This window comes from Aliiroseovarius sp. (assembly GCF_965228805.1).
Classification (GTDB): domain Bacteria; phylum Pseudomonadota; class Alphaproteobacteria; order Rhodobacterales; family Rhodobacteraceae; genus JASBTN01.
This window is the reverse complement of the sequence record NZ_CBDDIE010000003.1, coordinates 1,979,437-2,005,680: the sequence shown is the minus strand read 5'-3', so window position 1 is coordinate 2,005,680 and position 26,244 is coordinate 1,979,437. Positions and strand designations below refer to the sequence as shown.

22 protein-coding genes are annotated in these 26,244 nt (G+C 64.6%); 4 read left to right on the top strand and 18 right to left on the bottom strand.

Translation table 11 applies throughout. The features are described from left to right. Positions 1-67 precede the first annotated feature (67 nt). From ACO07D_RS10980 to ACO07D_RS10895, 18 genes are all read right to left on the bottom strand, one after another. Positions 68-820: an SDR family NAD(P)-dependent oxidoreductase gene (locus ACO07D_RS10980; RefSeq protein ID WP_421702982.1), complete on the bottom strand. Its 753-nt coding sequence runs from the start codon at positions 818-820 to the stop codon at positions 68-70. After that, positions 817-1,734, bottom strand: coding sequence for a LysR substrate-binding domain-containing protein (locus ACO07D_RS10975; protein ID WP_421702981.1), 918 nt, complete (start codon positions 1,732-1,734; stop codon positions 817-819). Before ACO07D_RS10975 ends, ACO07D_RS10980 begins: the two co-directional genes overlap by 4 nt. A gap of 23 nt (positions 1,735-1,757) precedes the next feature. After that, positions 1,758-2,963 (bottom strand): NAD(P)/FAD-dependent oxidoreductase, encoded by a 1,206-nt coding sequence (locus tag ACO07D_RS10970; RefSeq protein ID WP_421702980.1) that lies wholly within the window; start codon positions 2,961-2,963, stop codon positions 1,758-1,760. Then, a complete protein-coding gene (locus ACO07D_RS10965) occupies positions 2,960-3,772 on the bottom strand; it encodes an NAD-dependent epimerase/dehydratase family protein (protein ID WP_421702979.1) in 813 nt (270 codons plus the stop codon). The genes ACO07D_RS10970 and ACO07D_RS10965 overlap by 4 nt, the downstream gene beginning before the upstream one ends. 9 nt (positions 3,773-3,781) lie before the next feature. Beyond that, complete coding sequence (locus ACO07D_RS10960) at positions 3,782-4,984, bottom strand: pyridoxal phosphate-dependent aminotransferase (protein ID WP_421702978.1); 1,203 nt, start codon at positions 4,982-4,984, stop codon at positions 3,782-3,784. After that, positions 4,981-6,597, bottom strand: a complete 1,617-nt coding sequence (locus ACO07D_RS10955) for a hydantoinase B/oxoprolinase family protein (RefSeq protein WP_421702977.1) — start codon at positions 6,595-6,597, stop codon at positions 4,981-4,983. Before ACO07D_RS10955 ends, ACO07D_RS10960 begins: the two co-directional genes overlap by 4 nt. 2 nt (positions 6,598-6,599) lie before the next feature. Then, the gene (locus ACO07D_RS10950; protein ID WP_421702976.1) at positions 6,600-8,687 is read right to left on the bottom strand and encodes a hydantoinase/oxoprolinase family protein; all 2,088 of its coding nucleotides are present in this window, start codon (positions 8,685-8,687) and stop codon (positions 6,600-6,602) included. Beyond that, positions 8,684-10,354: a thiamine pyrophosphate-binding protein gene (locus ACO07D_RS10945; RefSeq protein ID WP_421702975.1), complete on the bottom strand. Its 1,671-nt coding sequence runs from the start codon at positions 10,352-10,354 to the stop codon at positions 8,684-8,686. Before ACO07D_RS10945 ends, ACO07D_RS10950 begins: the two co-directional genes overlap by 4 nt. Before the next feature lie 108 nt (positions 10,355-10,462). Further along, positions 10,463-11,194, bottom strand: a complete 732-nt coding sequence (locus tag ACO07D_RS10940) for an aspartate/glutamate racemase family protein (RefSeq protein ID WP_421702974.1) — start codon at positions 11,192-11,194, stop codon at positions 10,463-10,465. A gap of 10 nt (positions 11,195-11,204) precedes the next feature. Beyond that, entirely contained in the window at positions 11,205-11,954 is a 750-nt protein-coding gene (locus ACO07D_RS10935; RefSeq protein ID WP_421702973.1) for an SDR family NAD(P)-dependent oxidoreductase, read from the bottom strand. Position 11,955: 1 nt separating this feature from the next. Next, positions 11,956-12,690 (bottom strand): SDR family oxidoreductase, encoded by a 735-nt coding sequence (locus ACO07D_RS10930; RefSeq protein ID WP_421702972.1) that lies wholly within the window; start codon positions 12,688-12,690, stop codon positions 11,956-11,958. Beyond that, positions 12,687-13,352, bottom strand: coding sequence for an amino acid ABC transporter permease (locus ACO07D_RS10925; RefSeq protein ID WP_421702971.1), 666 nt, complete (start codon positions 13,350-13,352; stop codon positions 12,687-12,689). Before ACO07D_RS10925 ends, ACO07D_RS10930 begins: the two co-directional genes overlap by 4 nt. 10 nt (positions 13,353-13,362) lie before the next feature. Then, entirely contained in the window at positions 13,363-14,034 is a 672-nt protein-coding gene (locus ACO07D_RS10920) for an amino acid ABC transporter permease (RefSeq protein WP_421702970.1), read from the bottom strand. A 4-nt stretch (positions 14,035-14,038) separates the two neighbouring features. Continuing rightward, positions 14,039-14,794 carry an amino acid ABC transporter ATP-binding protein gene (locus ACO07D_RS10915; protein ID WP_421702969.1) on the bottom strand — a complete coding sequence of 252 codons (756 nt, stop codon included), beginning with the start codon at positions 14,792-14,794 and terminating at the stop codon, positions 14,039-14,041. Positions 14,795-14,873: 79 nt separating this feature from the next. Beyond that, positions 14,874-15,695 carry a transporter substrate-binding domain-containing protein gene (locus ACO07D_RS10910; RefSeq protein WP_421702968.1) on the bottom strand — a complete coding sequence of 274 codons (822 nt, stop codon included), beginning with the start codon at positions 15,693-15,695 and terminating at the stop codon, positions 14,874-14,876. 119 nt (positions 15,696-15,814) lie between these two features. Further along, positions 15,815-17,224: an FAD-binding oxidoreductase gene (locus ACO07D_RS10905; RefSeq protein WP_421702967.1), complete on the bottom strand. Its 1,410-nt coding sequence runs from the start codon at positions 17,222-17,224 to the stop codon at positions 15,815-15,817. A 4-nt stretch (positions 17,225-17,228) separates the two neighbouring features. Next, positions 17,229-18,656: an aldehyde dehydrogenase family protein gene (locus ACO07D_RS10900; protein ID WP_421702966.1), complete on the bottom strand. Its 1,428-nt coding sequence runs from the start codon at positions 18,654-18,656 to the stop codon at positions 17,229-17,231. Positions 18,657-18,774: 118 nt separating this feature from the next. Then, positions 18,775-19,629 (bottom strand): LysR substrate-binding domain-containing protein, encoded by an 855-nt coding sequence (locus ACO07D_RS10895; protein WP_421702965.1) that lies wholly within the window; start codon positions 19,627-19,629, stop codon positions 18,775-18,777. A 289-nt stretch (positions 19,630-19,918) separates the two neighbouring features. Between ACO07D_RS10895 and ACO07D_RS10890 the strand changes: the two genes are divergently transcribed. From ACO07D_RS10890 to ACO07D_RS10875, 4 genes are read left to right on the top strand one after another with little or no spacing between them, the layout of a single operon-like run. Further along, entirely contained in the window at positions 19,919-22,372 is a 2,454-nt protein-coding gene (locus ACO07D_RS10890; RefSeq protein WP_421702964.1) for a GcvT family protein, read from the top strand. 14 nt (positions 22,373-22,386) lie between these two features. Beyond that, positions 22,387-23,916: a trimethylamine methyltransferase family protein gene (locus ACO07D_RS10885; RefSeq protein ID WP_421702963.1), complete on the top strand. Its 1,530-nt coding sequence runs from the start codon at positions 22,387-22,389 to the stop codon at positions 23,914-23,916. Between the two features lie 50 nt (positions 23,917-23,966). Further along, complete coding sequence (locus ACO07D_RS10880; RefSeq protein WP_421702962.1) at positions 23,967-24,992, top strand: Ldh family oxidoreductase; 1,026 nt, start codon at positions 23,967-23,969, stop codon at positions 24,990-24,992. After that, entirely contained in the window at positions 24,989-26,233 is a 1,245-nt protein-coding gene (locus ACO07D_RS10875; protein ID WP_421702961.1) for an NAD(P)/FAD-dependent oxidoreductase, read from the top strand. Before ACO07D_RS10880 ends, ACO07D_RS10875 begins: the two co-directional genes overlap by 4 nt. Positions 26,234-26,244 lie beyond the last annotated feature (11 nt).

Genomic DNA, 26,244 nt, shown 5'->3' with positions numbered 1-26,244 from the left:
GTCACCGCGATGGATGACCTGACATTCGGTGCGATAGTGATACTGTTGCCCCAGAACGGGTTCCGGCTCAGATCAACCCGCCGTTTACGTGCAGCACCTGGCCGGTCATGTAACCGGCTTCGACCCCCAGTAGAAAACAGATCGCATGGGCCACGTCCTCGGGCGTGCCAAGCCGGGCCAGGGGAATGCGGCCTTCGATCTCGGCCAGGGTGACCGCGTCCAGCCCGTCCGCCGTACCCGCGTCCTTGCGGATGTAGCCGGGCACGACGCAGTTCACGGTGATCCCATCCTTGGCCAGCGCCAGCGACAGGCTTCGTGTGGCCACTTCGACCGCGCCCTTCGACGCGGCAGAGGCGGGAAACTGCGGCATATCCGTGCGAAACACATGGGCGGTGAAACTGCCCAGGGTAACGATACGTCCCCGTTCGGAACCGCGCAGCAGCGGCAGGCAGGCCTGGGCCAGGGCGAACAGGCTCTGGCTGTTGCCACGAAAGGCATAGTCGACGTCCTGAGGTGTCATATCCTCCAAGGCGGTGAGCAGCGGGAAACCGGCGTTTGCCACCAGCGCGTCCAGACTACCGAACCGCGCCTGATGGCTAGCGACAAGCCGGGGAGCGACCTCGGGATCAGCCAGATCGCCCAGCACATAGTCGACATGGGCCCCAGCGGTGCGGGCGGCTTCGGCCACAGCTTGCAGGCGGGCCTCACTATGGCGGGTGTGCAGGGTCAGCCGCGCGCCCGGCATCGCCAGGCGCCGCACCACGGCCGCGCCGATACCCGAGGCCGCGCCGGTCACAATTGCCGAAATGGCATCGCTCATGTGGCGGTTCCCTCCCAATCCTGTGCCGTTACCCAATCGCAGAAATTCGCGACCCCGCTGACCCGCCGATGCGCGCGTGGCAGAACCAGGTAGAAGCCGGGCACCTGCGCGTCGGGCATGTCGCGGATCAGCTCAACGCCCAGGGGTGCCACCAGGTCGCCCGAACGGATGTCCTTCAGCGCGTCGGCCCGTGACACCAGCCCCATGCCCATGCCCGACAGGGTCGCGCGACGCATGGTGGCGGCATCATGAAAGGCGATTTCCGAGGTCGTTTCGGGCAGGTCCAGCCCCAGAAACCGCAGGATGTCCGACCAGAGCGTGTTCTGCAGCACCGGATGCAGCAGGGTCTGGCCCAGCAGGTCCTTAGGCGCCTTGACCTTCTCGGCCACTTCCGGCGCGCAACAGATCACCTTGTGATCCTTCAAAAGCAGCGTCGCCTCCAAATCGCCCCAGTTGCCATAGCCCCATTGCACCGCCACGTCGATGTCATCGCGGGCGAAGTCCGGCGTCTCGACCATGGTGGTCATGCGCAGGTCCGATTGCGGCACGAATTCACGAAAGGTCTCAAGCTGCGGCAGCAGGTAGCGCGTGGCGAAATAGGGCGAGACGTTCAGCGTGATGCGGTCCTTGTACTTGCGGTTGGTGACCCGGCGCACGCCCTCGGCCAACTCCTCGAACCCGGCGTCCACGTAACGCGCCAACAGGATCGCCGCCTCGGTCGGTTCGATCGACCGCCCGCGCCGTTCGAACAGTTTTACCTGCAACGTGTCCTCCAGCAGCTTGATCTGCTGGCTGACCGCCTGAGGTGTGACCAACAGCTCATCCGCCGCGCCCCGGATCGACGCATGACGCGCAGCGGCATGGAACGCTTTCAGCGCGTTCAACGGAGGCAGGCGGAGACGGTTTTCGGTCATGAGTTCAACCAGGTGATGGCGGGTCAGATCACCGCCTTTTCCAGGAAGGGTTCGTTGCGCACAACCCGATCATAGCCGATTTCCGTCAGGTCGAGCGATTTGAAGGCACCATAGGTGATCCATTCGGCCACGCCACGCCCCACGGCGGGGGATTGCTGCAACCCGTGGCCCGAGAACCCATTGGCAAAGATGAAGTTCTTCACCTCGTTATGGGGTCCCGCGATGACGTTGTGATCGAGCGTATTGAAGGCGTAATGCCCGGCCCAGAAGTTCACCAGCTTGATCGCCTCGAAAGCCTCGGACCGTTCGGCCAGGTCCATCCAGATCCGCTCGAACTCGTCATGGCGGGGTTCGAAATCATCCCAGTCCACCGCCAAATCTTCGGTCGGCACGGTGCCGGACAGGAAATACTTGCCCTCCGGGCGGCAGAAACTGCCCGAGGGGTCGATCATCAAGGGCAAGCGGCCGTTGTTCACCGTCGCCGTGCCCTCGGGCGTCTTGGCGCAGTCGAACACGAAGAGCGAGCGTTTGCGCGGCTCGACCGGCACCGTCAGCCCGGCCATGGCGGCGGTCTGTGCAGCCCGGGGACCGGAGGCATTGACCAGTGTGCCGCAGGCAATGCGCTGCCCGCTTTTCAGAACCACGCCGGTGATCCGGTCACCCTCGCGGGCAATATCGACCACCTCGTCTACCAGGTAATCCGCCCCCTGCGCGCGGGCCTTCTTGCGAAAGCCGTTCATCAGGCCGGTGTTGGAAAACCACCCTTCGCCCGACTGGCCGTAGCTGGCGAGTTGCAGGTCATCCACGCGCAGATGCGGGAAAGCCGCCTTGATCTGTTCGGGTTCCCACAGCACCACATCGGCGCCCAGACTTTTCTGCACCACGTGGTTTTCGCGCAGGATCTGCACCTGTTCGTCGGTCGAGGCCAGGAACAGATAGCCGCCCTCGTGGAAGTTCAGGTCGGGCTTTTCGCCGTCCACCTCCATCACCTCGGCGAACTCGCGGATGAACTTGGTGCCGAACTGGCCGATCTGCACGTTGATCGGGTTCGAGAACTGGTTGCGGATCGCAGAGGAACTCAACGAGGTCGAGGCCTGGGCAAAGGTCGGGTCGCGTTCCACGATCAAGACCGAGCCGTCGAAATCCGGGTTCGCGGTCAGGAAATAGGCCACGGCGGATCCGATCACGGCGCCACCGACGATCACCACGTCATAGGAAACTTGCATCATTTTGCCTCGTCATCGGGGTGGCCCAGCTCGCAGAACCAGCCGCCAATGAACTTGACGCCGGGCGCGTTGGGATCAGGGGTTTCGGTCCTGGCCTCCATCGCCTCGCGGAAAGGTTCGGCGCTGTCCTGGGGGTGGAAGCCGATATGGCCCGCCTTGCTGTCATCGACCACCTTCAGCCGGTTGTCGGAAATGCCGTGGCCGATGGTGTGGCCCAGGCGCGGGCAGGTCAGCGCGCGTTCGACATATTGCACGCAGTCGGCGAAGGAGAGCCAGCTCCACAGCATGCGCCGGTCCGCCGGTTCCGGAAAGGACGAGAATATGCGCAGGCACAGGCTTTCGATGCCAAACTTGTCCCAGTAGAGGCGGCTGAGGCTCTCGACGAAATTCTTCGACACGCCATAGAGGCTGTCGGGCCTGACCGGGCTGTCCGCGTCGATTTGCGCGCCGACCTCGTGATAGCCGATTGCATGCACGGACGAGGCATAGATCACCCGCATCGCCCCATGTTTCCGCGCCCCTTCGAAGATGTGGTAGGAGCCGCGGATATTGCTGTCGAGGATGGTCTCGAACTCCACCTCCAGCGGCGCGCCGCCGAAATGCACGATGGCGTCCACATCTTTGGTCAGGGCCATGACGGCGTCATAATCACCCAGCTCGCAAATGATGGCTTCTTCGTGCGGCTGCACGTCGGCCATTTCCACGCGGTCCGAGATGCGGATGTGCTTAGCCAGTGGCGCCAGCCCCCTGCGCAGCTCGGCGCCCAGACGGCCCGCTGCGCCGGTGATCAGGATACGGTTGAATTGGGTCATGGTCAGTCCTTAGCGCAGGCGGGCGACAGCGTCGCGGATGCGGGAAATGGCCGCCGTCAGAACCTCGTCGGCGGTGGCGGTTGACAGGCGGAAGAAGGGCGACAACCCGTAGGCTGCGCCGGGCACGGCGGCCACGCGGGCCTCGTCCAGCAGGAACTTCGTCACCTGCGGGTCGGTTTCCAGCACCGTGCCATCGGGCGCGGTCTTGCCCATGATGCCAGAGCAGTCGACATAGGCATAAAACGCCCCCTGCGGCGCATCGAGCGCCAGTCCCGGGATGGCATTGATGCCGTCGACCACCAGGTCGCGTCGGCGTTCAAAGGCATCGCGGAAGCGGGCGACCTCATCCTGCGGACCGATCAGCGCCGCCACGGTGGCGGCCTGGGCGACAGAACAGGCATTGGTGGTCGATTGGCTCTGCACCGTGGTCATGCCCTTGATCAGTTCGGCGGGCCCGGCGCCATAGCCGATACGCCAGCCGGTCATGGCATAGGCTTTCGCGACACCGTTCACGATCAGGGTGCGGTCGCGCAGCTCCGGGCAGGCCTTGCCGAAAGAGGTGAACGCCCGCCCGTCAAAGACGATATGTTCGTAGATCTCGTCGGACAGGATCATCAGGTTCGGGTGATCGGCCAGCACGCGGCCAAGCGCCTGCAATTCCTCGACCGTATAGACCGCACCCGAGGGGTTGCCCGGCGCGTTCAGGATCAGCCATTTCGATTTGGGCGTGATCGCCGCGGCCAGCGCCTCGGGGGTCAGTTTGAACCCGTCTTCCCGCGCGCATTCCACCACCACGGGCCTACCGCCCAGCATCAGCGCCATGTCGGGGTAGGAGACGAAATAGGGCGCGGCCAGGATCACCTCGTCGCCTTCCTCCAGCGTCGCCATCAGCGCGTTGAAGATGATCTGCTTGGCGCCATTGGCCACGACCACCTCGTCGGCCGAGAACTCCAGCCCGTTCTCCCGCCGGAATTTTTTGCAGACCGCCGCCTTAGTCGCGGGCGCGCCACCGGTTGCGGTGTAACGGGTGTCGCCCGCCAGCGCCGCCTGGTGGGCGGCCTCGATCACATGGGAGGGCGTGTTGAAATCGGGCTCTCCCAGCCCCAGGTCCGCAACCTCGATCCCCTGGGCGGCCAGCGCCTTGGCGGCCTGGGAAACAGCCATCGACGGGGACGGTTTCACCACTGACATTCGGTCTGCGAGCATGGTCATTTCTCTTCGCTTACATAGCCCTTCAGGCGGTCATCCGCGCGGGCCTCTTCATCACGTTCGCTGGCCGGGCCGAAACCACCGCCACCGGGAGCTTTCAGGATCAGACGCTTACCGGCGGGCACGTGCTGCCAGCCCTTGGGGCGCAGTTTCGTACCGTCGCAGAGTTCCACCACACCGGGCGCGCCGTCTTCGCCGCCATCGCGGCCACGGGCCGGGTGATTGACCCGGTCGAACATGGCCGAGAAGTCGAACTCGTGCCCCTCGGCGGGTGCGATCTCGATCACCTGGCCCAGACCACCGCGCAGGCGCCCTGCCCCGCCGCTGTCCTCGCGCAGCTCCTTGCGCCAGACGACGATCGGGCCGGTATGCTCAGTTGCTTCGATCGGCATGGTGTGCACGCCCGACGGAAACGCCGTGGCCGCCAGCCCGTCCAGCCCCGGCCGGGCGCCGGTGCCGCCGGAATTGAACATCAGCACCTCGGACCGCCGCCCCTCGCGCCCGGCCTCGGGACGGGCCGAGATATGGATGTTCCACAACGCGGCGGCGCCTTCGGCCATGATCTCGCCCGGCTTGGCCTTGGCCAGCGCGCCCAGCACCAGGTCGGGCACCATGTGGCCCATCACGTGGCGCAGGCTGACCGGCGCGGGGCGTTCGGCATTCAGGATGTTGACCGGCGAGGTGACGGTGAACGGCTCCAACGAGGCCGAGTTGTTCGGAATATCCGGCGCCACGACGCATTTCACCGCGTAACAGGCATAGGCCTTGGAATAGATCAGCGGGCAGTTGATGCCCCATTTGCTGATCCCGTCGGTGCCAGTGAAATCAACATTCACCTCACCGTCGCGCACCGACAGGGTGGTGGCCAACTTGACCGGCACGTCATAGCCATCGACCGTCATCTGGTTGTCCCAGCTGCCCTTCGGCAGGGCGGCGATACGCTCCAACGTGGCGGCACGCGAACGCGAGAAGATGAAATCGCCCAGGTCGTCCAGACTGTCCATGGCGGTCTCGTCCATCATGTCGATCAGACGGCGGTGGCCGACCTCGTTACACGCCGCGAGAGAATAGAAGTCGCCCACCACCTGGTTCGCCTCGCGCACGTTGTTGCGCAGGATGTTGATGAGGTCGCGGTTCACCTCGCCACGTTCGGCGAATTTCATGATCGGGATCAGGATGCCTTCCTCGTAGACCGACTTGCCATCGGCCCCGAAACCGCGCCCACCGACGTCCACCACATGGGCCGTGCAGGCAAAGAAGGCGACCAGCTTGCCGTCCTTGAACGAGGGCGCGACCATGGTGATGTCATGCAGGTGGCCGGTGCCCTTCCAGGGGTCGTTGGTGACATAGCAGTCGCCCTCGAACATCTCTTCACGCGGGATCTCGGCCAGGAAATGCAGCACAGCCTCGGCCATGGTGTTCACATGGCCCGGAGTGCCGGTCACCGCCTGGGCCAGCATCAGCCCCTCGGGATTGAACACGCCCGCCGACAGGTCACCCGCCTCGCGCACCGAGGTCGAAAAGGCGGTGCGCAGCAGGGTCAGCGCCTGTTCCTCGACAACCGAGATCAGGCGGTTCCACATCACCTGCATACGGATTTCTGAGATACCTGACATGCTCAACCCTCCTTCCGGGTCAAAAGAATGGTGCCGTCGCCCTGCAGCACCGCGTCAAAGGGCGCGGTCACAACGGTCGAGGTTTCGCGTTCGACGATCACCGCGGGGCCCACCACACGCTGTCCGGCGGTCAGGGTCTCGCGCGGGACAATGGCGCTGTCGCGCAGAGCGTCCGAGCTGGGGTCGAACACCGCGCGCAGGTCTGGCGCGTCAATCGCCTCGCCCTCGGTCACCAGGGCCCCGGCCTTGGGCGCGGGACGCACGTCGCTGGCCTTCATCGACCAGGTGACGATCTCGATCTCCAACCCGTTCAGCCCGTCGATGGCGCGGCCGAAGAACCGGGCGTAGTTGTCGCGGAACCGGTCGCGGATCAGGTGGATATCCGCCTCGGTCAGGGGGCGATCCGGGATCGCGACGGGGATTTCCCAGCCCTGACCCTGGTAGCGCATGAAGGCGATCACCTCGCGCTTGATCTCGCCGTCGGTGCCCGCGCGCACGAAGCCTTCGGCGGTCTCGCGCAGGTCGCCCAGCATGGCATTCACCGCCGCCACATCGAACTCGGACAGGCGCACCAGCCGCGAGGCCAGCGCCTCATAGCCGAATGGTGCCTTGAGGAAGCCGATGGCCGAGCCGACCCCCGCCCCCGGCGGGATCAGGCATTGATCGACGCCCAGTTTCTCGCACAGCCTTGCGGCATGCAGCGGCGCGGCGCCGCCAAAGGCGATCATCGTATTGTCCGAGATGTTCTTGCCGTTCTCGACCGCATGCACGCGGGCGGCGTTGGCCATGTTCTCGTCCACCACCTCGCAGATGCCGAAGGCGGCTTCCAGCGGCTCCAGCGACAGCTTGTCGCCGACATCCCTGGCAATCGCCGTGGCCGAAGCATTCTTTGACAGCTGGATCGCGCCGCCTGCGAAATTGTCCGGGTCGATCTTGCCCAGCATCACGTCGGCGTCGGTGATCGCGGGGCGTTCGCCGCCGCGCTGATAGCAGGCGGGCCCGGGTTCCGAGGCCGCACTTTCCGGCCCGGTCTGGATCCGCCCCATGGCGTCCACCCAGGCGATCGAGCCGCCTCCTGCCCCGATCTCGATCATCTCGATCACCGGGATCGAAATCGGCATGCCCGACCCCTTGCAGAAGCGATAGGTGCGCGCGACCTCGAAGGTGCGGGCAGTCTGCGGTTCGAAATCTTCAATGAGGCAGATCTTGGCGGTGGTGCCCCCCATGTCGTAGCTGACGACCTTTTCCAACCCGAAACGCGCGGCCACATCAGCGGCGAAGATCGCGCCACCCGCCGGGCCGCTTTCGACCAGGCGCACGGGAAACGCGATGGCAGTCTCGACCGAGATCAACCCGCCGCCGGAATGGATCATGAAGACCGGACAGGCCGCACCCTGGTCCTTCAGGCGGTCCTGCAGCCGGATCAGATAGTCCTCCATCTGCGGGCGCACATAGGCATTGGCGCAGACGGTGTTGAAGCGTTCGAACTCGCGCATCTGCGGGCTGACCTCGGCGGAGATCGAGATCGGCATCCCCGGCAGCTTCGCCGTCAGGATCTCGCGCGCGCGTTCCTCATGCGCGGGGTTCTGATAGGAATGGATGAAGCCGATGGCCACGGCACCGAAACCGCCGTCGCGGATCACCTCGGCCAGCTCCTCCAGCCGCGCTTCGTCCAGCGCTTGCAGCTCCCGCCCCTGCGCGTCAATCCGGCCTGCGACCGGAAACCGGTCCTGGCGCGGAATAAGCGGCGCGGGGAGTTTCAGGTTCAGGTCATATTGCTCGAACCGGTTTTCGGTCCGCATCTCGATCACGTCACGAAAGCCCTCTGTGGTGATCAGAGCGGTCTTGGCCCCGCGCCGTTCGATCAGCGCATTGGTGGCCAGCGTTGTGCCGTGGATGATGATATCCAGGTCGCCAAAGCCGATCCCGGCCTGTTCCGTGACAATGGCAATCCCGTCCAGGATCGCCTGTTCCGGCGCGGTGTAGTTGGTCAGCACCTTGGTCGAGAAGATCTGCCCGCGCAGGTCCAACGCGATGTCGGTAAAGGTGCCGCCGATGTCAGCGCCCAGGCGAATGTCTTGCGTGGTCATGCCATGGCTCCTTTCGCGGTGTCGCGCATCTGGCTGAGGGTCTGGCGCGGTGTCAGCGCCTCGGGAGAAATGTTCAACTCCAGCACAGCGCCAGTGGTCGAGATCATGGCCCGTTCGAAGGCCGCCTCAAAATCTTCCGTCTTTTCAACCCGTTCGGCATGATAGCCGTAGGACTGCGCCAGCATCACGAAATCCGGGTTCTCCAGCGAAGTGCCCGAGGTCCGCTCAGGGTATGTGCGTTCCTGATGCATACGGATGGTGCCGTAGATGCCGTTGTTCAGGACCAGCACGATGGGCTGCGCACCTGCCTGCATGGCGGTGCCGAGCTCCTGACAGTTCATCTGGAAATCGCCGTCGCCCGCGAAACAGACCACGGTGCGCTCCGGGCAGGCCACCTTGGCGGCGACGGCGGCGGGCAGGCCATAGCCCATCGCGCCCGATTGCGGCGCCAGCAGGCGCTGGTCCGGGCCGAATTTGAAGAACTTGTTGGGCCAGACGGTAAAGTTGCCCGCCCCGTTGGTCAGAACCGCGTCGGCAGGCAGCCGTTCGCGCAGGAAGGCCGTCACCTTGCCCATGTCCACCGGGCTGGGCAGATCGGGCAGATCGAACCCTGCCTCGAAGCCCTCGCGGGCTTGGGCGCGCCAGTCGGCCCAATCGCCGGACAGCTCATGCGCCGCCAACGCCTCGGCAAAGGCGTTGGGGCCCGCGTGCACCGCCAGATCGGGCTGATAGACCTTGCCCAGCTCGCGATCCGACGGGTGCACGTGGATCAGCGTCTGTTCGGGCACCGGCACGGACAGCAGGGTGTAACCGTCGGTGGTGTTCTCGCCGAACCGCGTGTTGATCGCCAGGATCAGGTCGGCCTCGCGCATCAGCGCCTTGGTTGCCGGCGTCATGCCGACGCCTGCGTCACCCGCATAGGTCTGCGAATGGTTGTCATACCAATCCTGATAGCGAAACGAGGCCAGGACCGGCAGGTCCGACGCCTCGGCAAAACGTTGCAGGGCCTGGCTGCCTCCCGGGGTCCAGCCACCGCCGCCCATCATGATCAGCGGGCGTTTGGCCTGCGCCAATGCTTCGAGCACCGCCCCCACGGTCGCATCCGCAGGGGCGGCCTCGTGCACGGATACGGGGCCGGTGAGAGCGGGAGTGGCAGATGTATCCGTGAGCATGTCTTCGGGCAGGGCCACGACCACCGGGCCGGGGCGACCGGATACGGCGGTGATCCAGGCGCGGGCGATGACCTCGGGGATGCGGTCGACATCGTCGATCTCGGTCGCCCATTTGGCCACGGGGCCGAAATAGGCGCGATAGTCGATCTCCTGAAAGGCTTCGCGCCCCTTCATGTCTCGCCCCACCTGGCCAATGAACAGGATCATCGGCGCGCTGTCCTGCATCGCCGTATGAACTCCGATCGAGGCATTGGTGGCACCCGGCCCCCGGGTAACGAAACACAGGCCCGGCTGGCCGGTCAACTTGCCATAGGCGGCGGCCATGAAACCCGCGCCACCCTCGTTGCGGCACAGGGTGAAATCCAGCGCGCCCTGGGTGTCATGCAGCGCGTCCAGCACCGCCAGATAGCTTTCGCCGGGCACTCCGAAACTGGTCGTTGCCCCCAGGGCTTGAAGGCATTCCACAAGGATCTTGCCGCCGTTTCTCTGTTCCATTCTCGGACCTGTCTGAGTGTTCGTTCTTCTGTCAGGCTACACGCCCGGTTGCGGGGGTGTCGGTGCAGAAAAACTTGGTTTCGTTCAGAATTTCTGCACCAACTGGGATCAGATCACCCCGTGGTAGGGTTTGCGCGCAAGGGTCTCGTGCACATAGTTGATCATGGTGATGAAATCGAAGACCGGCAGACCCGTGGCCGCCTGCACCGCATGGGCGTAGGGCGGCAGGTCGGAGCATTCCAGCAGGATCGCGCCAAGGTCGTCATGTTCGGCTTGCAGCTTTTGCGCCACCTCAACCACGCCCCGGCGAATTCCGTCATCGTCCAGTTCACCGATATTGGCGATGATGCCCTGCATGAAGGCCTCTTTCGTTTCCATGCCGCCAATCGCCAAGGGGATGTCATCCGCAATGCCGGTGCCGGTGAAATGCGCGGGTTTCAGGCAGGTGCTGTCGGCCGTGATGATGCCCACGCGTTTCCCGGTAATCTGGTGCACGAAGGGCACCTGCAACAGGGACGAGGCAAAGACCGGGATGTCCACCGCCGCGGCGATTTCCTTCTGGAACAGCGCCATGAACCCGCAGGCGCCGGTGATCGCCTTCACACCTTCATCCTGCAACTTGCGCGCGGCGGCAATGAAGGGCTCGATCAGGGTCGGATCGGCCTGATAGAGCAGCCGGTCGGCCGTCGCGCCCTCGACCACCGCGTAACGCACCGGAAAGTCATAGGTGGTGGCATTGGCCACATTGCCCGGCAGGAACGGGTAGTAGCAGTCCAGCACCAGGATGCCGATGGTCTCGCCAGCCCAGCTTTGGCTTTTCAGTCGGGATTTATAGATCATCTTCAGCCCCTTATGCGTAGATATAGCCGCCGGAGACGATGATGTTCTCGCCGGTCATGTAGGTGTTCTTCGGCCCGCCCGCCATCATGACCCATTCGGCCATTTCGCGCGGTTCACCGCCCCGGCCCAAGGGGCTTGCGGCGGCCAGTTCGCCCAGGAACCCGGCCTCGCGCGCCTTGTCGGTGGCCATGCCGGCCGGCGCGACGGAGTTCACCAGGATATTGTCCGGCGCGACCTCGTGGGCGAAGCTTTTGGTCAGGCTGACCACGGCGGCCTTGGTGGCGGCGTAATGGGCGTTCTGCGGATGCGCCTTGAAGGCATCGACCGAGGTGATGTTGACGATACGGCCCTTGACCACGCCATCGGTGTCCTGCGCGCGGAACTGTTTGATCGCGGCCACGCACATGTGGAACGTGCCCTTGATGTTCACCGCGTTCGAGGCGTCCCAGTCGACGTCGGTGATCTCCAGCATCGGTTTGCGCGGATAGATCGCGGCGGAGTTGATCACCGTGTCGACCCGGCCCAGGTCGGCGGCGACCTGGGCAAAGCCTGCATGCGCCGCCTCGGCCGTGCGGATGTCACAGGCGGCATAGGCCGTCTTCAGCCCTGCTTCGCGCGCCCTGGCCACGGCCGCCTCGGCGGCCTCGGCATTCACGTCGATGATCCCCAGCGCGGTCGCGCCCTGCTCCACCGCCATCTCGGCCAAAAGCAGGCCCAGACCCGCGCCGCCGCCGACGATCACTACGGACAATCCGTGCATCTCAGTCTTCCTTCTTCGCAAAGCCCCCGCCACCGACGAACTGTGCGGTGGGCAGAATGTCGAACCGCGTCACATCCACATGCGCGGGCATTTCAAGAACCGAACGCAGCATGGTCGCCACATCCTCAGGCTGGACCGCGTCAAAGGCGCCGTACATGTCGGCGCGGGCGCGGGCGGTCAGCACCTCCTTGTACAGGTTGGTCTCCACCCGCCCCGCGACGATCTCGGTCACCCGCACGCCGGAGCCGGACAGATCGCAGCGCAGCGCGGCGGCAAAGCTGGAAATCGCAGCCTTGGACGCGCCATAGACCGCCATGTTCGGAAAGGGCGCCTGCCCGGCGGTGGAGCCGGTAAAGAAAACATGCCCCCTGCCCCGCGCCATCATGCCCGGCAGCACCATGCGCGTGGTGGCGATTGCGGCGCTCAGGTTGACCTCCAGCGTCGCGTCGATGTCGGATTGGGCCATACGATCGAAGCCGACTACCGGCGGGATGACCCCGGCGTTGTTGACCAGAACATCGATTTCTTCCCCTTCAAGCGCAGTTTCCAGCGCCTCGCGATCGGTCAAGTCCAGCGCCAGGGGACGCACGCCCGACTGGGTCTGCATCTGCTCCAACGTGGCAGCGCTGCGCCCAAGGGCGATGACCTCGTATCCGGCCTCGGCCAGGGCAAAGGTAATGGCCTTGCCGATCCCACTGGTGGCGCCTGTTACGAGGGCAACGGGTCTTTTCGTCATGCTTTCACGACCTTCAACAGGCGCCCCTCGACCATGCTGACCGCGCGGGTCAGCGGGAAGCCGATGGCGAAATAGATCAGCGCGACCGCGGTCAGGATCTCGATCGGGCGGGCGACGTTATTGGCGATATTCTGGCCAACATACATCAGGTCCGCCATGCCCACGGCCGAGACCAGCGCGCTTTCCTTGAACAGGGATACGACATTGGACAACAGGTTCGGGATCGCGCGCAGCACAGCTTGGGGCAGCACGATGTAGAAGGTGCGCACGCCAGCGGGCAGCCCCAGCGCGGTACAGGCGTCGAACTGGCTCTTCTCGATCGACTTCAGCGCGGCGCGGAAGCTTTCCGAGGTGATCGCCCCGCTGTAGAGCGACAGCGCGATCACCGCCGAGATGAAGCCAGACAGTTCAAGCCCCAGGAACAGCGGCAAGCAGAAGAAGATCCAGAAGAGCTGCACCAACACCGGCGTGCCCCGGAAAAACTCAACATAGACGGTCGAAACCCAGTAGATCAGCGGGTTGGTCGAGCTGCGCGCAAGGCTGAGCACAAAGCCCCAGACCAGCCCCAGCACCACTGCGAGGCCGACGAATTGCAGCGTGGTGACCAGCCCTTTCCAGAGCACACCCGAGTATTCCAGCAGGAAGGTGAAATCGAGTTCCATGGCGCCCTCCTCAGTTGGCCAGCAGGCGTTTGGTGCGCCGCTCGATGACGGTGACGGCCTGCGAGACCGGGAAGGACACAGCGAAATAGATCAGCGCGACGGTGGTCAGGGTCTCGATCGGGCGGAAGGTCTGTGTCGCGATATAGCGACCCTGGTACATCAGGTCCTCGACCGAGATCAGCGCGACCAGCGCGGATTGCTGGAAGATGCCGATGCCGTTGGTGATCAGCACCGGCAGGGCCAGAATCAGTGCCTGCGGCAGGATCACGTGGATGATGCGTTGGAACACATTCAGCCCCAGCGCGGTCGAGGCGTCGTTATGGGCATGCGGAATGGCCTGGATCGCGGCGCGGTAGGCTTCCGCGTTGAAGGCTGCCAGGTTCAGGCCCAGCGCCAGCACGCCCATGAATTCCGCCGACCACCAGACATTGAACAGGATCGGCACGCAGAAGAAGAACCAGACCAGCTGGATCAGCGCCGGCGTGCAGCGAAAGAACTCGATATAGGCGGTCAGCGGCCAGACGATCAGCTTGACCTTGGACAGCATGCCAAGCGCGACGACGAAGCCCAAAACCAGGCCGATCAGGTTGGCCCAGAGCGTCAGCTCCAGGGTCAGCCACAACCCTTCCATCAGCTGCGGCAGGCCCTTCTTCACATAGAACCAGTCGAACTCGTAATTCATCGGCTCACCCCTCGATGTGAAGCACATTGCGCAGGAAGTCGCGGGTGCGCTCCTGCTGCGGGTTGCCGAATAGCTCGTTCGGTGGCGCCGCCTCGATCACCTTGCCGCGTTCCTGGAACACCACCTTGGTGGCGATGTTGCGGGCGAAGTACATGTCATGGGTCACGATCATCATCGGCATGCCGGCCTCGGCCAGCTCCATCATCGTGTTCTCGACCTCATTGACCAGCTCCGGGTCCAGCGCCGAGGTCACCTCGTCAAACAACATCAGCTTGGGGTCCAGCATCAGGGCGCGGGCAATGGCGACGCGCTGTTTCTGCCCGCCAGACAACTGGCTGGGATAGAAATTGGCACGGTCGGCCAGGCCGAAGCGTTCAAGCAGGCCCATCGCCTTGTCGCGCGCCTCGGATTTCTTCACCCCGCGCGAGCGCACCGGGGCCAGGCAGAGGTTGCCCAGAACGGTCAGATGCGGAAACAGCGTATAGTGCTGAAACACCATGCCGACTTCCTTCTGCACCTTGCGGTCCAGCGTCATCTTGCCGTTCTCGGCGCCTTGGATATAGGCGTCTCCGCCCAAGTGGATCGAGCCGCCGACAATGTCCTCCAGCCCCATCATGCAGCGCAGCAGGGTGGATTTCCCACAACCTGACGGACCGATCAGCACCAGCCGGTCCGTATTGCCCATCGTCAGGTCGAACCCTTCGAAGATCGACAGCGCCCCATAGCGCTTGATCAATCCGTCTATCTCGACAAAGGCCATGACGCCCTCCCTCTTGTCGTCTGCCCAGCTCAGGAATGCCGCCCCCGCGCTGGGGCCGGGGCGGCACAGGGAGCCGGGGTTATTCGGTGGTCATGGCTTCGACGGCGGCCTCGTACAGACGCTGCACGTTGCCGGTCGCGACCTGTTCCTCCAGGTAGATGTCCAGCACCTGGACATCCTCCAGCGGCACCGACTTGCGCAGGCCGAAGGCGATGCCCTGTTTGGCGATCGCGGGATCGGGCAGCACCTGCGCGGCCCAGTCCGGGTTCTGCAGGATGGTGATGCGGTGAATGTCGCTGTCGGTGGCGAAGACATCCGCGCGTTTCGAGATGATCGCCAACCGGCCTTCATTGGCACCGTCCAGACGGATGATCTTGGCGTTCTCGATCTGCGGGGTGATCGACAGATCCCCGGCGGCGCCCTGCATCACGGCAATGGTGATGCCTTCCTTGTCGAAATCGGCCAGCGAGGTCATGTCCGGCGTGATCTTCGGGTTGCGGGTGTCATAAAGCAGGCCGATCTCGTAGCTCCAGATCGGGATCGAGTAGTTCACCGCCAGCGCGCGCTGCGGCTTGCGGTTCAGCGCCGAGGAAATGTCCCATTTGCCCGCCTGAAGCCCGGCGACCATGTTGCCCCAGGTGGTTTCAACCACTTCGACCTCGACGTCGATCGAGGCGGCAAAGCCATCCATCACGTCCAGGAAATAGCCCGACCAGTCGCCGGTCTTGGGGTCGCGCACCAGCAGCGGCGGGGCCTCGGCCACGCCCACGCGCAGGGTGCCGCGTTCCTGCACGTCGGACCACAGCGCTTCCTTGTCTTGCGCCACGGCGGGCTGGGCCAGCGCGGCCGCGCTGACGGCGGCGACCGCCGCGAGGGTCTTGATATTGGTGATAAAGGACATGGTTGCTCCTCCCGTGTGGTCCTTGGGTCCCGGGGGCAGGCACAGCTGCTCCGGTATGACGAAAAGCTTGGCCGACGAAGGGCCCGCCGCAACATCAAGAAATCCGGGGCTTTGGTAAGTTATTCTTGCGCAACCTGATGGTGCAGCATCACGCCGGGGTTCAGCAGGCCGCTGGGGTCCACCGCCCGTTTCAATGCCTGCATCAGGTCACGTTCCTCCGCGCTACGCAGTTGATCTGCAAAGGCAATTTTGGATCGCCCCAGCCCGTGTTCAGCGGCAAAGGTTCCCCCTGCCCGCTCTGCCGAGCGGTAGAGGCAAAACGAAAGCGCGGCTTTGCTGTCACCGAAACCCGCCTGCCCCTCGGGCGGGCTCAGGTTGAAGTGGATATTGCCGTCGCCCAGGTGGCCGAACGGGTTCAACCGCACCCCGGGCAGAATCGTATCAAGCTCCGGCGCCATGGCGGCGATGAAGCGCCCGACCTGGTCCACGGGCACCGCGATGTCATGCTTGATCTGCGGCCCTTCCAGGCGCTGACCCTCGGGCATTTCCTCGCGCAGCCGCCACATGGCGGCGCGCTGCGTCTCGTTGGCGGCCACCGCGCCATCCTCGACCAGACCGCCCTCGAAGGCGCGTTCCAGCGCCGCCTCCAGCATGGCGTCCAGCCCGATCCCCGGCGCGGCGGTGGCCAGTTCCACCAGCACATAGGCCGGGCTGCGCGTCCCCAGCGGAAACTCCAGCCCGGGCACGTGACGCAAGGCCATCTCCAACCCGGTCTCGCCGAAGAACTCCAGAGCCGAAATGAATTCGCCCAGCTCGCGGCGCAAAGCCGCGCCCAGGCGCACCATCGCCTCCAGGCCGGGCACCGCCAGCAGGGCCGTGGCCCGGGCCGTCGGCGCCGGATACAAACGCAACGCGGCGCGTGTCACCACCCCCAACGTGCCCTCGGCGCCGCAAAAGAGCCGCCGGAGCTGGTAGCCCGCATTGTCCTTGATCAGCGGGCGCAACCCGTTCCAGGTACGCCCGTCCGGCAGCACGACCTCCAGCCCCAGCACCAGATCCTGCATCATGCCATAGCGCAGCGCATGGCTGCCGCCCGCATTGGTGGCGATCAGCCCGCCGATCTGCGCGCTGCCCTCCGCGCCCAGGTGCATGGGAAAGATCAGGCCCTGATCCGCCACGGCGTCGTGCACCTGCGCCAGCACCACACCCGCCTCGACCACAGCGGTAAAACCCAGCGGGTCAATCGCCTCGACCCGGTTCATGCGGGACAGCGACAGGATGACGTGCCCAGCCGCGCCCGGCACCGCGCCGGCACAGAGGCTGGTATTGCCACCCTGCGGCGTGACCGGCACCCCTGCCGCATGGGCCAGACGAAGCACGCCTGCGACCTCTTCGGTGCTCTGCGGTCGGGCCACCCCCAGGGGCGCATGCGATTGCATCTTCAGCCAGTCGGTCTGGTAGCTGCCGGTGTCTTCGGTCAGCCAGCCCCTGGGGCCCAGCAGGGTCACCAGATCATCACTCAACGCCATGGCATCACCCCGCGAATGTATAGGCCGTCTTGACCGAGGTGTAGAACTCGGCCGCATACCGCCCCTGCTCACGCGAACCCACCGAGGAGGCTTTGCGCCCGCCAAACGGCACGTGGTAATCCACCCCCGCGGTCGGCAGGTTCACCATCACCATGCCCGCCGCAGACCGGCGCTTGAATTCGCGCGCTTGGCGCAGCGAGGTGGTGCAGATGCCCGAGCTCAGCCCGAACTCCGTGTCATTGGCCAGGGTGAGCGCATGGTCGAACCCGTCCGCCTTGATAACACTGGCGCAGGGGCCAAAGATTTCCTCGCGGCTCACGCGCATCTCGTTTGTGGCGCCCACGAACAGCGCCGGGGCCTGGAAAAACCCTGCGCGGTCCAGACGTTCGCCACCGATCACCTCGGCGCCTTCCTCGTGGGCCAGGTCGACATAGCCCAGGTTGCCGCGCAGCTGGGCCTCGGACACGACCGGGCCGATCTGGGTGTCGGCCTCTAACGGATCGCCCAGGGTCAACTGCCCCATGGCCACGGCCATGCGGTCGACAAAGGCGTCGTGAATGCCCGCCTCGACAATCAGGCGCGAACTGGCCGTGCAGCGCTGTCCGGTCGAGAAGAAGGCACCGTTGATGCAGGCCGCCACGGCCACATCCAGATCGGCATCCGCCATCACCACCATCGGGTTCTTGCCGCCCATCTCCATCTGCAGCTTCTTGCGATGGCGCGCGCAGCCCTCGGCGATGCCCTGCCCCACGCCCTCGGACCCGGTGAACGAGATCGCGGCGACGTCGGGGTGATCCACCAGCGCCTGGCCGATCACTCGGCCCGAGCCCATGACCAGGTTGAACACGCCCGGGGGGCAGCCCGCCTCGGCCAGCACCTCGGCCAGCACATGGGCGGACGCCGGGGTCAGGTCCGCGGGTTTCATCACCACCGTATTGCCAAAGGCCAGCGCGGGCGCGGCCTTCCAGGCGGGGATTGCGATGGGAAAGTTCCAGGGGGTGATCAACCCGACCACGCCCAGGGGTTCGCGGGTGACCTCGACATCCACCTTGTCGCGGATCGAGGCGATGGCGTCCCCAGCCAGGCGCAGCGCCTCACCTGCGTAGAACTTGAACAGCTGGCCCGCTCGGGTCGCCTCGCCGGTGGCTTCCGCCAGGGTCTTGCCCTCTTCCCGCGCAAGGATGCGGCCAATCTCGGCTGCCCGCGCCAGGATCGCGCTACCCACTCGGTCCAGGATATCGGCGCGAAACTGCGGCGTGGCCTCGGCCCAGGCCGGAAAGGCGCGTGCGGCGGCGGCCACGGCCTCGTCCACCAGCCCCGCGTCGCCCCGTGCATAGGCACAGACCACGTCTGCGGGGTTTGCCGGGCTGATGTTCTCGCCCGTCGCCTCGGCCGCGCGCCATTGCCCATCCACCAGGTTCAATCTGTCCATTGCCGCATCTCCAGTTCGTTTGGCCGGAGTATGCGGCAGCCCGCGCGGGCGCATGTTCAAGAAATGCTGGCGACAGGAAACAAAAACTTGCGCAGGCGGAACCGCGGCCAGCTCGGGGTCAACTGGTGATCTTCGTCAGCCAGTCAAACACGATCCGAGCCCGGTCAGAGGCCTGGTTGTGCAGCTTCACGTAATAATCGAGCGGTGAGGACACGGTCTGCTCGATCAACTTGACCAGCTTGCCGGACGCAATCAGCTCGTTGGTCAACCCTTCCCAACCCAGCACCGCCCCCATACCGTCCTGCGCGGCTTGCAGGGCGATGACATAGTTGTTCACCCGGTGCGCCGACTTCAGCTGCCCGTCATAACCCAACGCACGGGCGAAGGCCTGCCAGTTGGTCCAACTGGTCTCTGGTGCTTCCAGGTGGATCAGCGGGATCTCGGCCAGGTCCTCGATCCGGTCGATCTTGTGATCGGCGGCGAACCCGGGGCTGCAGAGCGCCATGATGTGGTCGTGAAACAGCGCCCGGCAGACGCCGGTCTCCCTCGACATGTCCCCGTAATGTATGCTCAGGTCACACCCCGCGATATCCGTGTCCAGGTCGCTGACGATCTGCGCCACCGAGATATGGCCGTGGCTCTGCCAGAACTGCGCCAGGCGGGGCGTCAGCCACAGCGAACTGACAGCTGTCGTGGAGCGAATCGTGACCGATGTACGCCCATGCTGGGCGCGCAATTGACTTACCGCCTCGTTCATTCCCTCAAAGCCTCGCTGCAGGGCCACAAGCAGGTAGGCCCCGGCCTCGGACAGTTCGACCCCGCGGTGAAAACGGCGAAACAGGGTGCAATGCAGCTCTTCTTCCAGCGCCTTGATCTGGTGGCTGATTGCGGCTGGGGTAACGTTAAGCTCCTGTGCTGCCGCCTTGAAACTGCCGTGTCGTCCGGCCGCTTCGAAACTGACAAGCGAGGTCATGGGGGGCAGGTCATAGGGGCGGTTGGGCAATCTATCCTCGCGCAGAATGTCGATTTCCGGCCGCTCTTCTTCGCAGTTGCGGCATTTTTAGTTTAGTTGAACTAACCCTAGTTGAGTTTTTTTGCAATTGCCAGCCTGTCGCGCATCAGTCGAAATACCCGGCAACCCGCCCCTTCTCGGATGAGAAGAAATCGCCTTTCGGCCCAAAAAGCGCCGTGAGGCGGGTTGGCGTGGAGACGAAATCAGAGGCGACGCAGAAGTTACCCAAGCAACGCGAAGGAAAGCGAGAATGAAATCACATGCGAAAGTCGTGGTCGTTGGTGGGGGCTGTGTCGGCGCCTCGATCCTCTATGGCCTGACCGAACATGGCTGCACGGATGCGGTGATGCTGGAACGCACCACGCTGACGTCCGGCTCGACCTGGCATGCGGCCGGTCTGCTGGTGACTTTCGTACGTTCGCACAATGTGTCGAAGATGACGATGGAGACCATTCGCATCTACACCGAGGTCGAGGAAAAGATGGGCAGTTCGGTCGGTCTGCGCAAGGTCGGGCAGCTGCGTGTGGCGAACACGGAAAAGCGCTGGGATGAGTTCCAGTCCTACATCTCGATCGCCGAAGCCGCGGGCGTGCCCTGCAAGCTGCTGACCCCGGAAGAGATCGCCGAGGTGCATCCTCTGCTGAACCAGAGCCCCGACATTCGCGGCGGCATCCTGCACACCGAAGACGGCTATGTGAACCCGGCCGACATCACCATGGCGATGGCCAAGCTTGCCCGAGACGCCGGCGCCAAGGTCTATCAGAACACCGAGGCGCAGTCCTATGAGAAGCTGGAAAACGGCCACTGGAAAGTGACCACCAACCAGGGCGAGATCACCTGCGAGCACCTGATCTTTGCCACCGGCAACTACGCCCGTGAAAACGCCCGCCGCGTCGGGCTGGACCTGCCCTGCATCCCGATCGTGCACCAGTATTGGACCACCGATCACGTGCCGCTGCTCTTGGAGCGCAAGAAGGAGGGCCTGCCCGAGTTCCCGATCCTGCGCGACGAGGATTACGGCGCCTACCTGCGCGAGGACGTGGGGGGCATTCAGTTCGGCCCTTACGAGTTCACCAAGGATCTCAAGCTCTTCGCCGAAGATCGTGTGCCACCCGACTTCGGTGCCGACCTGCTGCCCGAAGACTTCGAGGCGGTCGAAACCCAGTGGGAACGCGCCCTTGAACGCGTGCCGACCCTGGGCGAGGTGGGCCTCAAGGCCAACACCCGCGGCCCGTTCCAGATGACCCCGGACGAACTGCCCCTGGCCGGTCCCGCGCCGGGGCACGAGAATCTGTGGCTGGCCGAGGGCATGCCGGGCGGCATCCTCTGGGGTGGCACCGTGGGCAACCGCCTGGCCCAATGGATCGTCAATGGCGATCCGGGCATGGACATGTCTGAACTCGACCCGCGCCGCTTCTCGGACTACGCGTCGAAACGCTGGACCATGGACAAGGTGCGCGAGACCTGGGGCACCCACATGGACGCCCATGTGCCGGGCGAGGATTTCCCCGCTGCCCGTCCGATGAAGACGATGGGCTCCTACGACCTCTTGACCGCCCAGGGCGCGGTCTGGACCAGCTTCAACGGCTATGAATTCCCGCGCTGGTTCGCCAAGTCGCCGGAAGAGGCCATTCCCGAGCACTCCTTCCGCCGCACCGACCACATGGAGCTGGTGCAAGAAGAGGTGCGCCGCACCCGTGAAGAGGCCGGTTTCATCGAAATGTCGCCGATGACCAAGTTCACCGTGCGCGGTCCGGGGGCAGCGAAATGGCTCGATAGCCTGATGGCCAACAAGCTGCCCAAGGTCGGCCGCATGACCCTGTCGCTGATGCTGAACACTAAGGGCGGCATGGACGCGGAATACACCATTGTGCGCTACGCCGAGGACGATTTCTATCTGATCTCGACCCCGAACTGGCGCGCCTATAACTGGGATCAGCTGAGCCGCCTGCTGCCCGCGGATGGCTCCGTGGTGATGGAAGATATCTCGGAACAGTTGGGCGTGATTGCGCTGGCCGGTCCGAAATCGCGCGAGATCCTGGAAAAACTGACCGACAACGATCTGTCGAACGAAGCCTTCCCCTGGCTGTCGGCGCAGATGGGCGAGGTGGGCTATGCCAAGGGCGTGCACCTCTTGCGTGTCTCCTATACCGGCGAACTGGGGTGGGAGCTGCACCACCCGGTCGGCTACAACCGCCACATCGTGGATCAGCTGCTGAAGGCGGGCGTGAAACCCTTCGGTCTGGAAGCGCTGGAAAGCATGCGGCTGGAGAAATCCTACCGCGCCATCAACCGCGAGATCTGCAAGGACATGACGCCCTACGAGGCCGACCTGGGCCGTTTCGTCGCCATGACCGAGAAGGTCGGGGGGCAGGTCGTGGAGCGCGACTTCATCGGCAAGGCGGCCCTGCTGAAACAGCAGGCGGAGGGCGGCTTTAGCCAGCTCGTCACCCTGAAACTGCCCTTCTGTGACACTTCGGTGATGTTCGATGAAGGCGTCTATGCGGACGGTACGCTGATCGGCCGCGTCACCTCGGGCGGGTTCTCCTACTACTGCAATCACGACATCGCCATGGCGCTGGTGCCGCAGGACATGACCGCGCCGGGCACGAAGATGCAGGTGCTCATCCACAACGAAATGCGCGAGGCGGAGGTCATCGACACCTGCGCCGTCGACCCCACCAGCGCGCGCGCCCGCGCCTGATCGGAGACAGACACATGACTGAACGCAAAGCACGAGGCGGCCGCGGTGGCGGTCGCGCAGCACGGGTCCAGGCCCGCACCAACCCGCCCCCGGTCTATCTGTCGGCCCTGAACCGTCAGATCGGCCCGATCGACCTGTTGGGTCCGGAAGGTGTCGAAAAGATTCACAATGCCGCCATGACCATCCTGGAAACCACGGGGATCGAGTTCCGCGACCCGGTCGCCCTGGCAGATTGGAAGAAATACGGCGCGGATGTTCAGGGCGAGCGCGTGCGCATCGGCCGCGACATGCTGATGGACCTGATCTCCTCGGTGCCGTCGGAATGGGCCTATGCGGCGCGCAACCCGGAACGCTCGCTGCGGGTCGGCAACCGCCACTCGGTCTTCGCCAATGCCTATGGCGCGCCCTTCGTCTATGACCTCGACGGCAAGCGGCGCCCGTCGATGCTGGAAGACGCGCACAACTTCTTCAAGATGAGCCAGATGAGCCAGTCCATGATGGTGCCCGGCATCCTGCCGGTGGAGCCGCAGGACGTGCCGGTTCCCGAACGCCATCTGGAACTGGTGCACGCGGCCCTAACCCTGACCGACAAGCCGATCAAGGGCTCGGTCCTATCCGAACAGGCCGCACTGGATACGGTCGAGATGGTGCGCATCGTCTTTGGCGAGGAATTCGTCGACAACAACGTGGTGCTGGCGGCGCTTCTGAACTGCAACACCCCGCTGGTGTGGGACGAGACCATGCTGGAGAGCCTGCGTGTCTACGCCGCCGCCAACCAGCCCTGCCTGCTATCGCCCTTCGTGCTGGCAGGCGCCTCGGCCCCTGCCAGTCCGCAAGGCGGCGTGGCGTTGCTGATCGCGGAAAGCCTGGCTGGCATGGCCTATTCCCAGATCATCCGCCGCGGGGCACCGATGGTGCTGGGCGTGGCAATCATGGGTGTCTCGATGAAAACTGGCGCGCCGATGATGGGCTCGCCGGAGCCGGGGCTCATGAACCTTCTGGTCGGTCAGATGGCACGGTTCTACCAAGTGCCCTGGCGCACCTGCACCATGTGGACAGGGTCGAAATCGCCCGACATGCAGGCGGCCTTCGACACGGCGAACACCATGTGGCCGGTCCTGCTGGGCGGGGCCAATTACATCGTGCACTCGGCCGGGTTCCTCGAAGGCGCGCTGGGCGTCAGCTATTCGAAATGGGTGCAGGACACGATGCAGCTGGAGAACTTCCACCGCTTCTTCTCGGGCCTCCAGGACGAGAACCTCGACGCTCTGCTGGGCGATATCGAGGCGATCGGTCCCGGCGGCCACTTCCTGGGCACGGATCACACCCGGGAAAACCCGATGCACATGAACCCGCTGCAGAACAACGACAGTTTCGAACAGTGGGAAGCCGAGGGTGCCAAGACCGCCGAGGTCGTCGGCCAGGAAGAGGCCCGGCGCATGCTTGACAACTACGTTCAGCCGCCAATGGAGGACGACGTGCGCGGCGCACTGGACGAGTTCGTCGCCAAAAAACGCGTCCAATACAAGCCGGACGCGGCGTGATGACGGGGGGCGGATGTGCCCCCTCAACAACACAAGGACAGGGACGGACCATGGTGGAACACTCGACGAAAACGCTCTCAATCGACACGGTGCGCGACCTGGCCCGCTCTGTCCTTGTAAAGGCGGGGATGGACGCGCACGGCAGCGGGTTGATTGCCGAGATCGTGACCCAATCCGAACGCGACGGGCCGCGCAGTCACGGGCTTCGCATGTTGCCGGTCTATGAACAGAGCTTTTCCTCGGGCTATGCCAACCCGGCCGCGAAGCCGCAGATCACCCGCATCGCACCCGGCGTTCTACGAGGGGATGGCGACAACGGCTACTATCAGATCGCCGCCGCCGCTGCGCGTGAGGAGCTGATCGCAATGGCGCGCGAGCAGGGCATCGCGTCCTTCACTTGCGCCAACTGCCACCACCTGGGCGGGCTTCGCTTCGACACCGAACCGCTGGCCGAGGCCGGGCTGGTCGCCTTGGGCGTGGTGAATTCGCTATCCATGGTCGTGCCACAGGGAGGCGTGCGCCCGGTCTTTGGCACCAACCCGATGTCCTTTGCCTGCCCGCGTGAGGGCAAACCGCCAGTGGTCTGGGATCAGGCCTCTTCCATGGTGGCGCTGATGGATATCAAGATGGCCGCCGCCGAGGGCCATGACCTGCCACGTGCGGCGGGTCTGGACCCGTCGGGCCAGCCTTCGACCGACCCAAACGCCATCCTGGAAACCCGCAGCCTGCTTCCCTTTGGCGAACACAAGGGCGCGGCGATTGCCTTCCTGATCGAGGTGCTGGGCGCGGCCCTGGCGGGCGGCACCCTGTCCGTCGACAATGCCGACCGCGAAGCCCATGGCGCCCTGAACATCAAGGGCGGCGCGACCCTGATCGCCATCGACCCGTCCCGTTTCGGCAACGCGCAGTTCGATGCCTATATCTCCCGCATCTGCGCCGAGATCGAAGGCAATGGCGACGCCCGCGTGCCCGGTGACGGGCGCCTGGCGAAACGCGCGGCCTCTCTGGCGGAGGGCGTTCAGGTCACGCCCGAGCTGCTGGCGCAGCTGGAAGAACTGGCAGGCATCGCCGGATGACGCAAGTCGTTGTCATAGGTGGCGGTGTCGTGGGCATCTCCTGCGCGCTGTCCCTTCAGGCAGACGGGCAGGAGGTCACCGTGGTCGAACCCGGCCCGGTTGGTGAAGGGGCCAGCTGGGCGTCCTGCGGCTGTATCGCGGTTGGGGAAATCGTGCCCCTGTCGCAACCAGGCATGTTGATGAAAGTGCCCGGGTGGTTGCTGCACCCCAAGGCGCCTCTATCGCTGCGCCCGACCTCCCTGCCCGGACTTCTGCCTTGGTTCGCCCGGTTCACAGCCAACGCGCGCCCTTCGAAGATGCGGGCTATTGCGGCCGACCTGGCACGCCTGACCTTTGCCGCGACCGGTGACTTCAAGGCGCAGCTGGTCGACATCGGTGCGCCCGAACTGCTGGTCGAACGCCCGGTGCTGAAGCTGTTCGACGACGAACGCGACCGCGCCACCATGGGGGCGGCTTTTGACCTGGCACGCGATCTGGGCTGCACCATCGACGAAATCACCGGTCAGGAGGCACATGAGATCGCCCCGGCCATCGCCCCGGACTTCAAATACGCTGCCATCTTGCGCGATTGGAGCTTTGTCACCGACCCCAAGCGGCTGGTCGAGGCGCTGCACCAGACCTTCACCAAACGCGGCGGCACCGTTGTGCAGGCGGCCGCCACAGGCTTCGACCGTGAAACGCGCCGGGTACGGGCCGTGCGCCTGTCCGATGGGCGCAGCCTGCCTGCTGACGAGGTCATCCTGGCCGCAGGCACGCATTCCCGCGCCCTTGCCAAAGCCCTCGACGTCCCGATCCAGCTGGAAGGCGTAGCCGGGTATTCCACCGCTCTCAGCGATCCCGGCGTTGATCTGACCCACACGGTCTTCTACCCCAAGGGCGGCTTCGGGATGACCCCATATGAGGACAGTTTGGCCGTCGCCGGCACGATCGAGTTTGCAGGTCTGAACGCGCCGCCCAACTGGAACCGGGCGGATATTCTGGTCAAAAAGGCCCTTCGTGTGCTACCAAACCTGCAAACAACCAAGCGCGAACGCCGGATGGGGCGGCGACCATTTACCCCAGATACTCGTCCGATCATCGGCCGCAGCAAGCATGTGCAAAACGTCACATTTGCGACCGGCCATGGCCAGCTGGGCCTGACTTTAGGCGCGACCACCGCCCGCTTGGTAGCGGACGATCTGGCGCGCCGCCCGCTGCACCTTGATGTGCAGCCATTCAGCCCGGACAGGTTCTCTAACTAACAAAACACCCC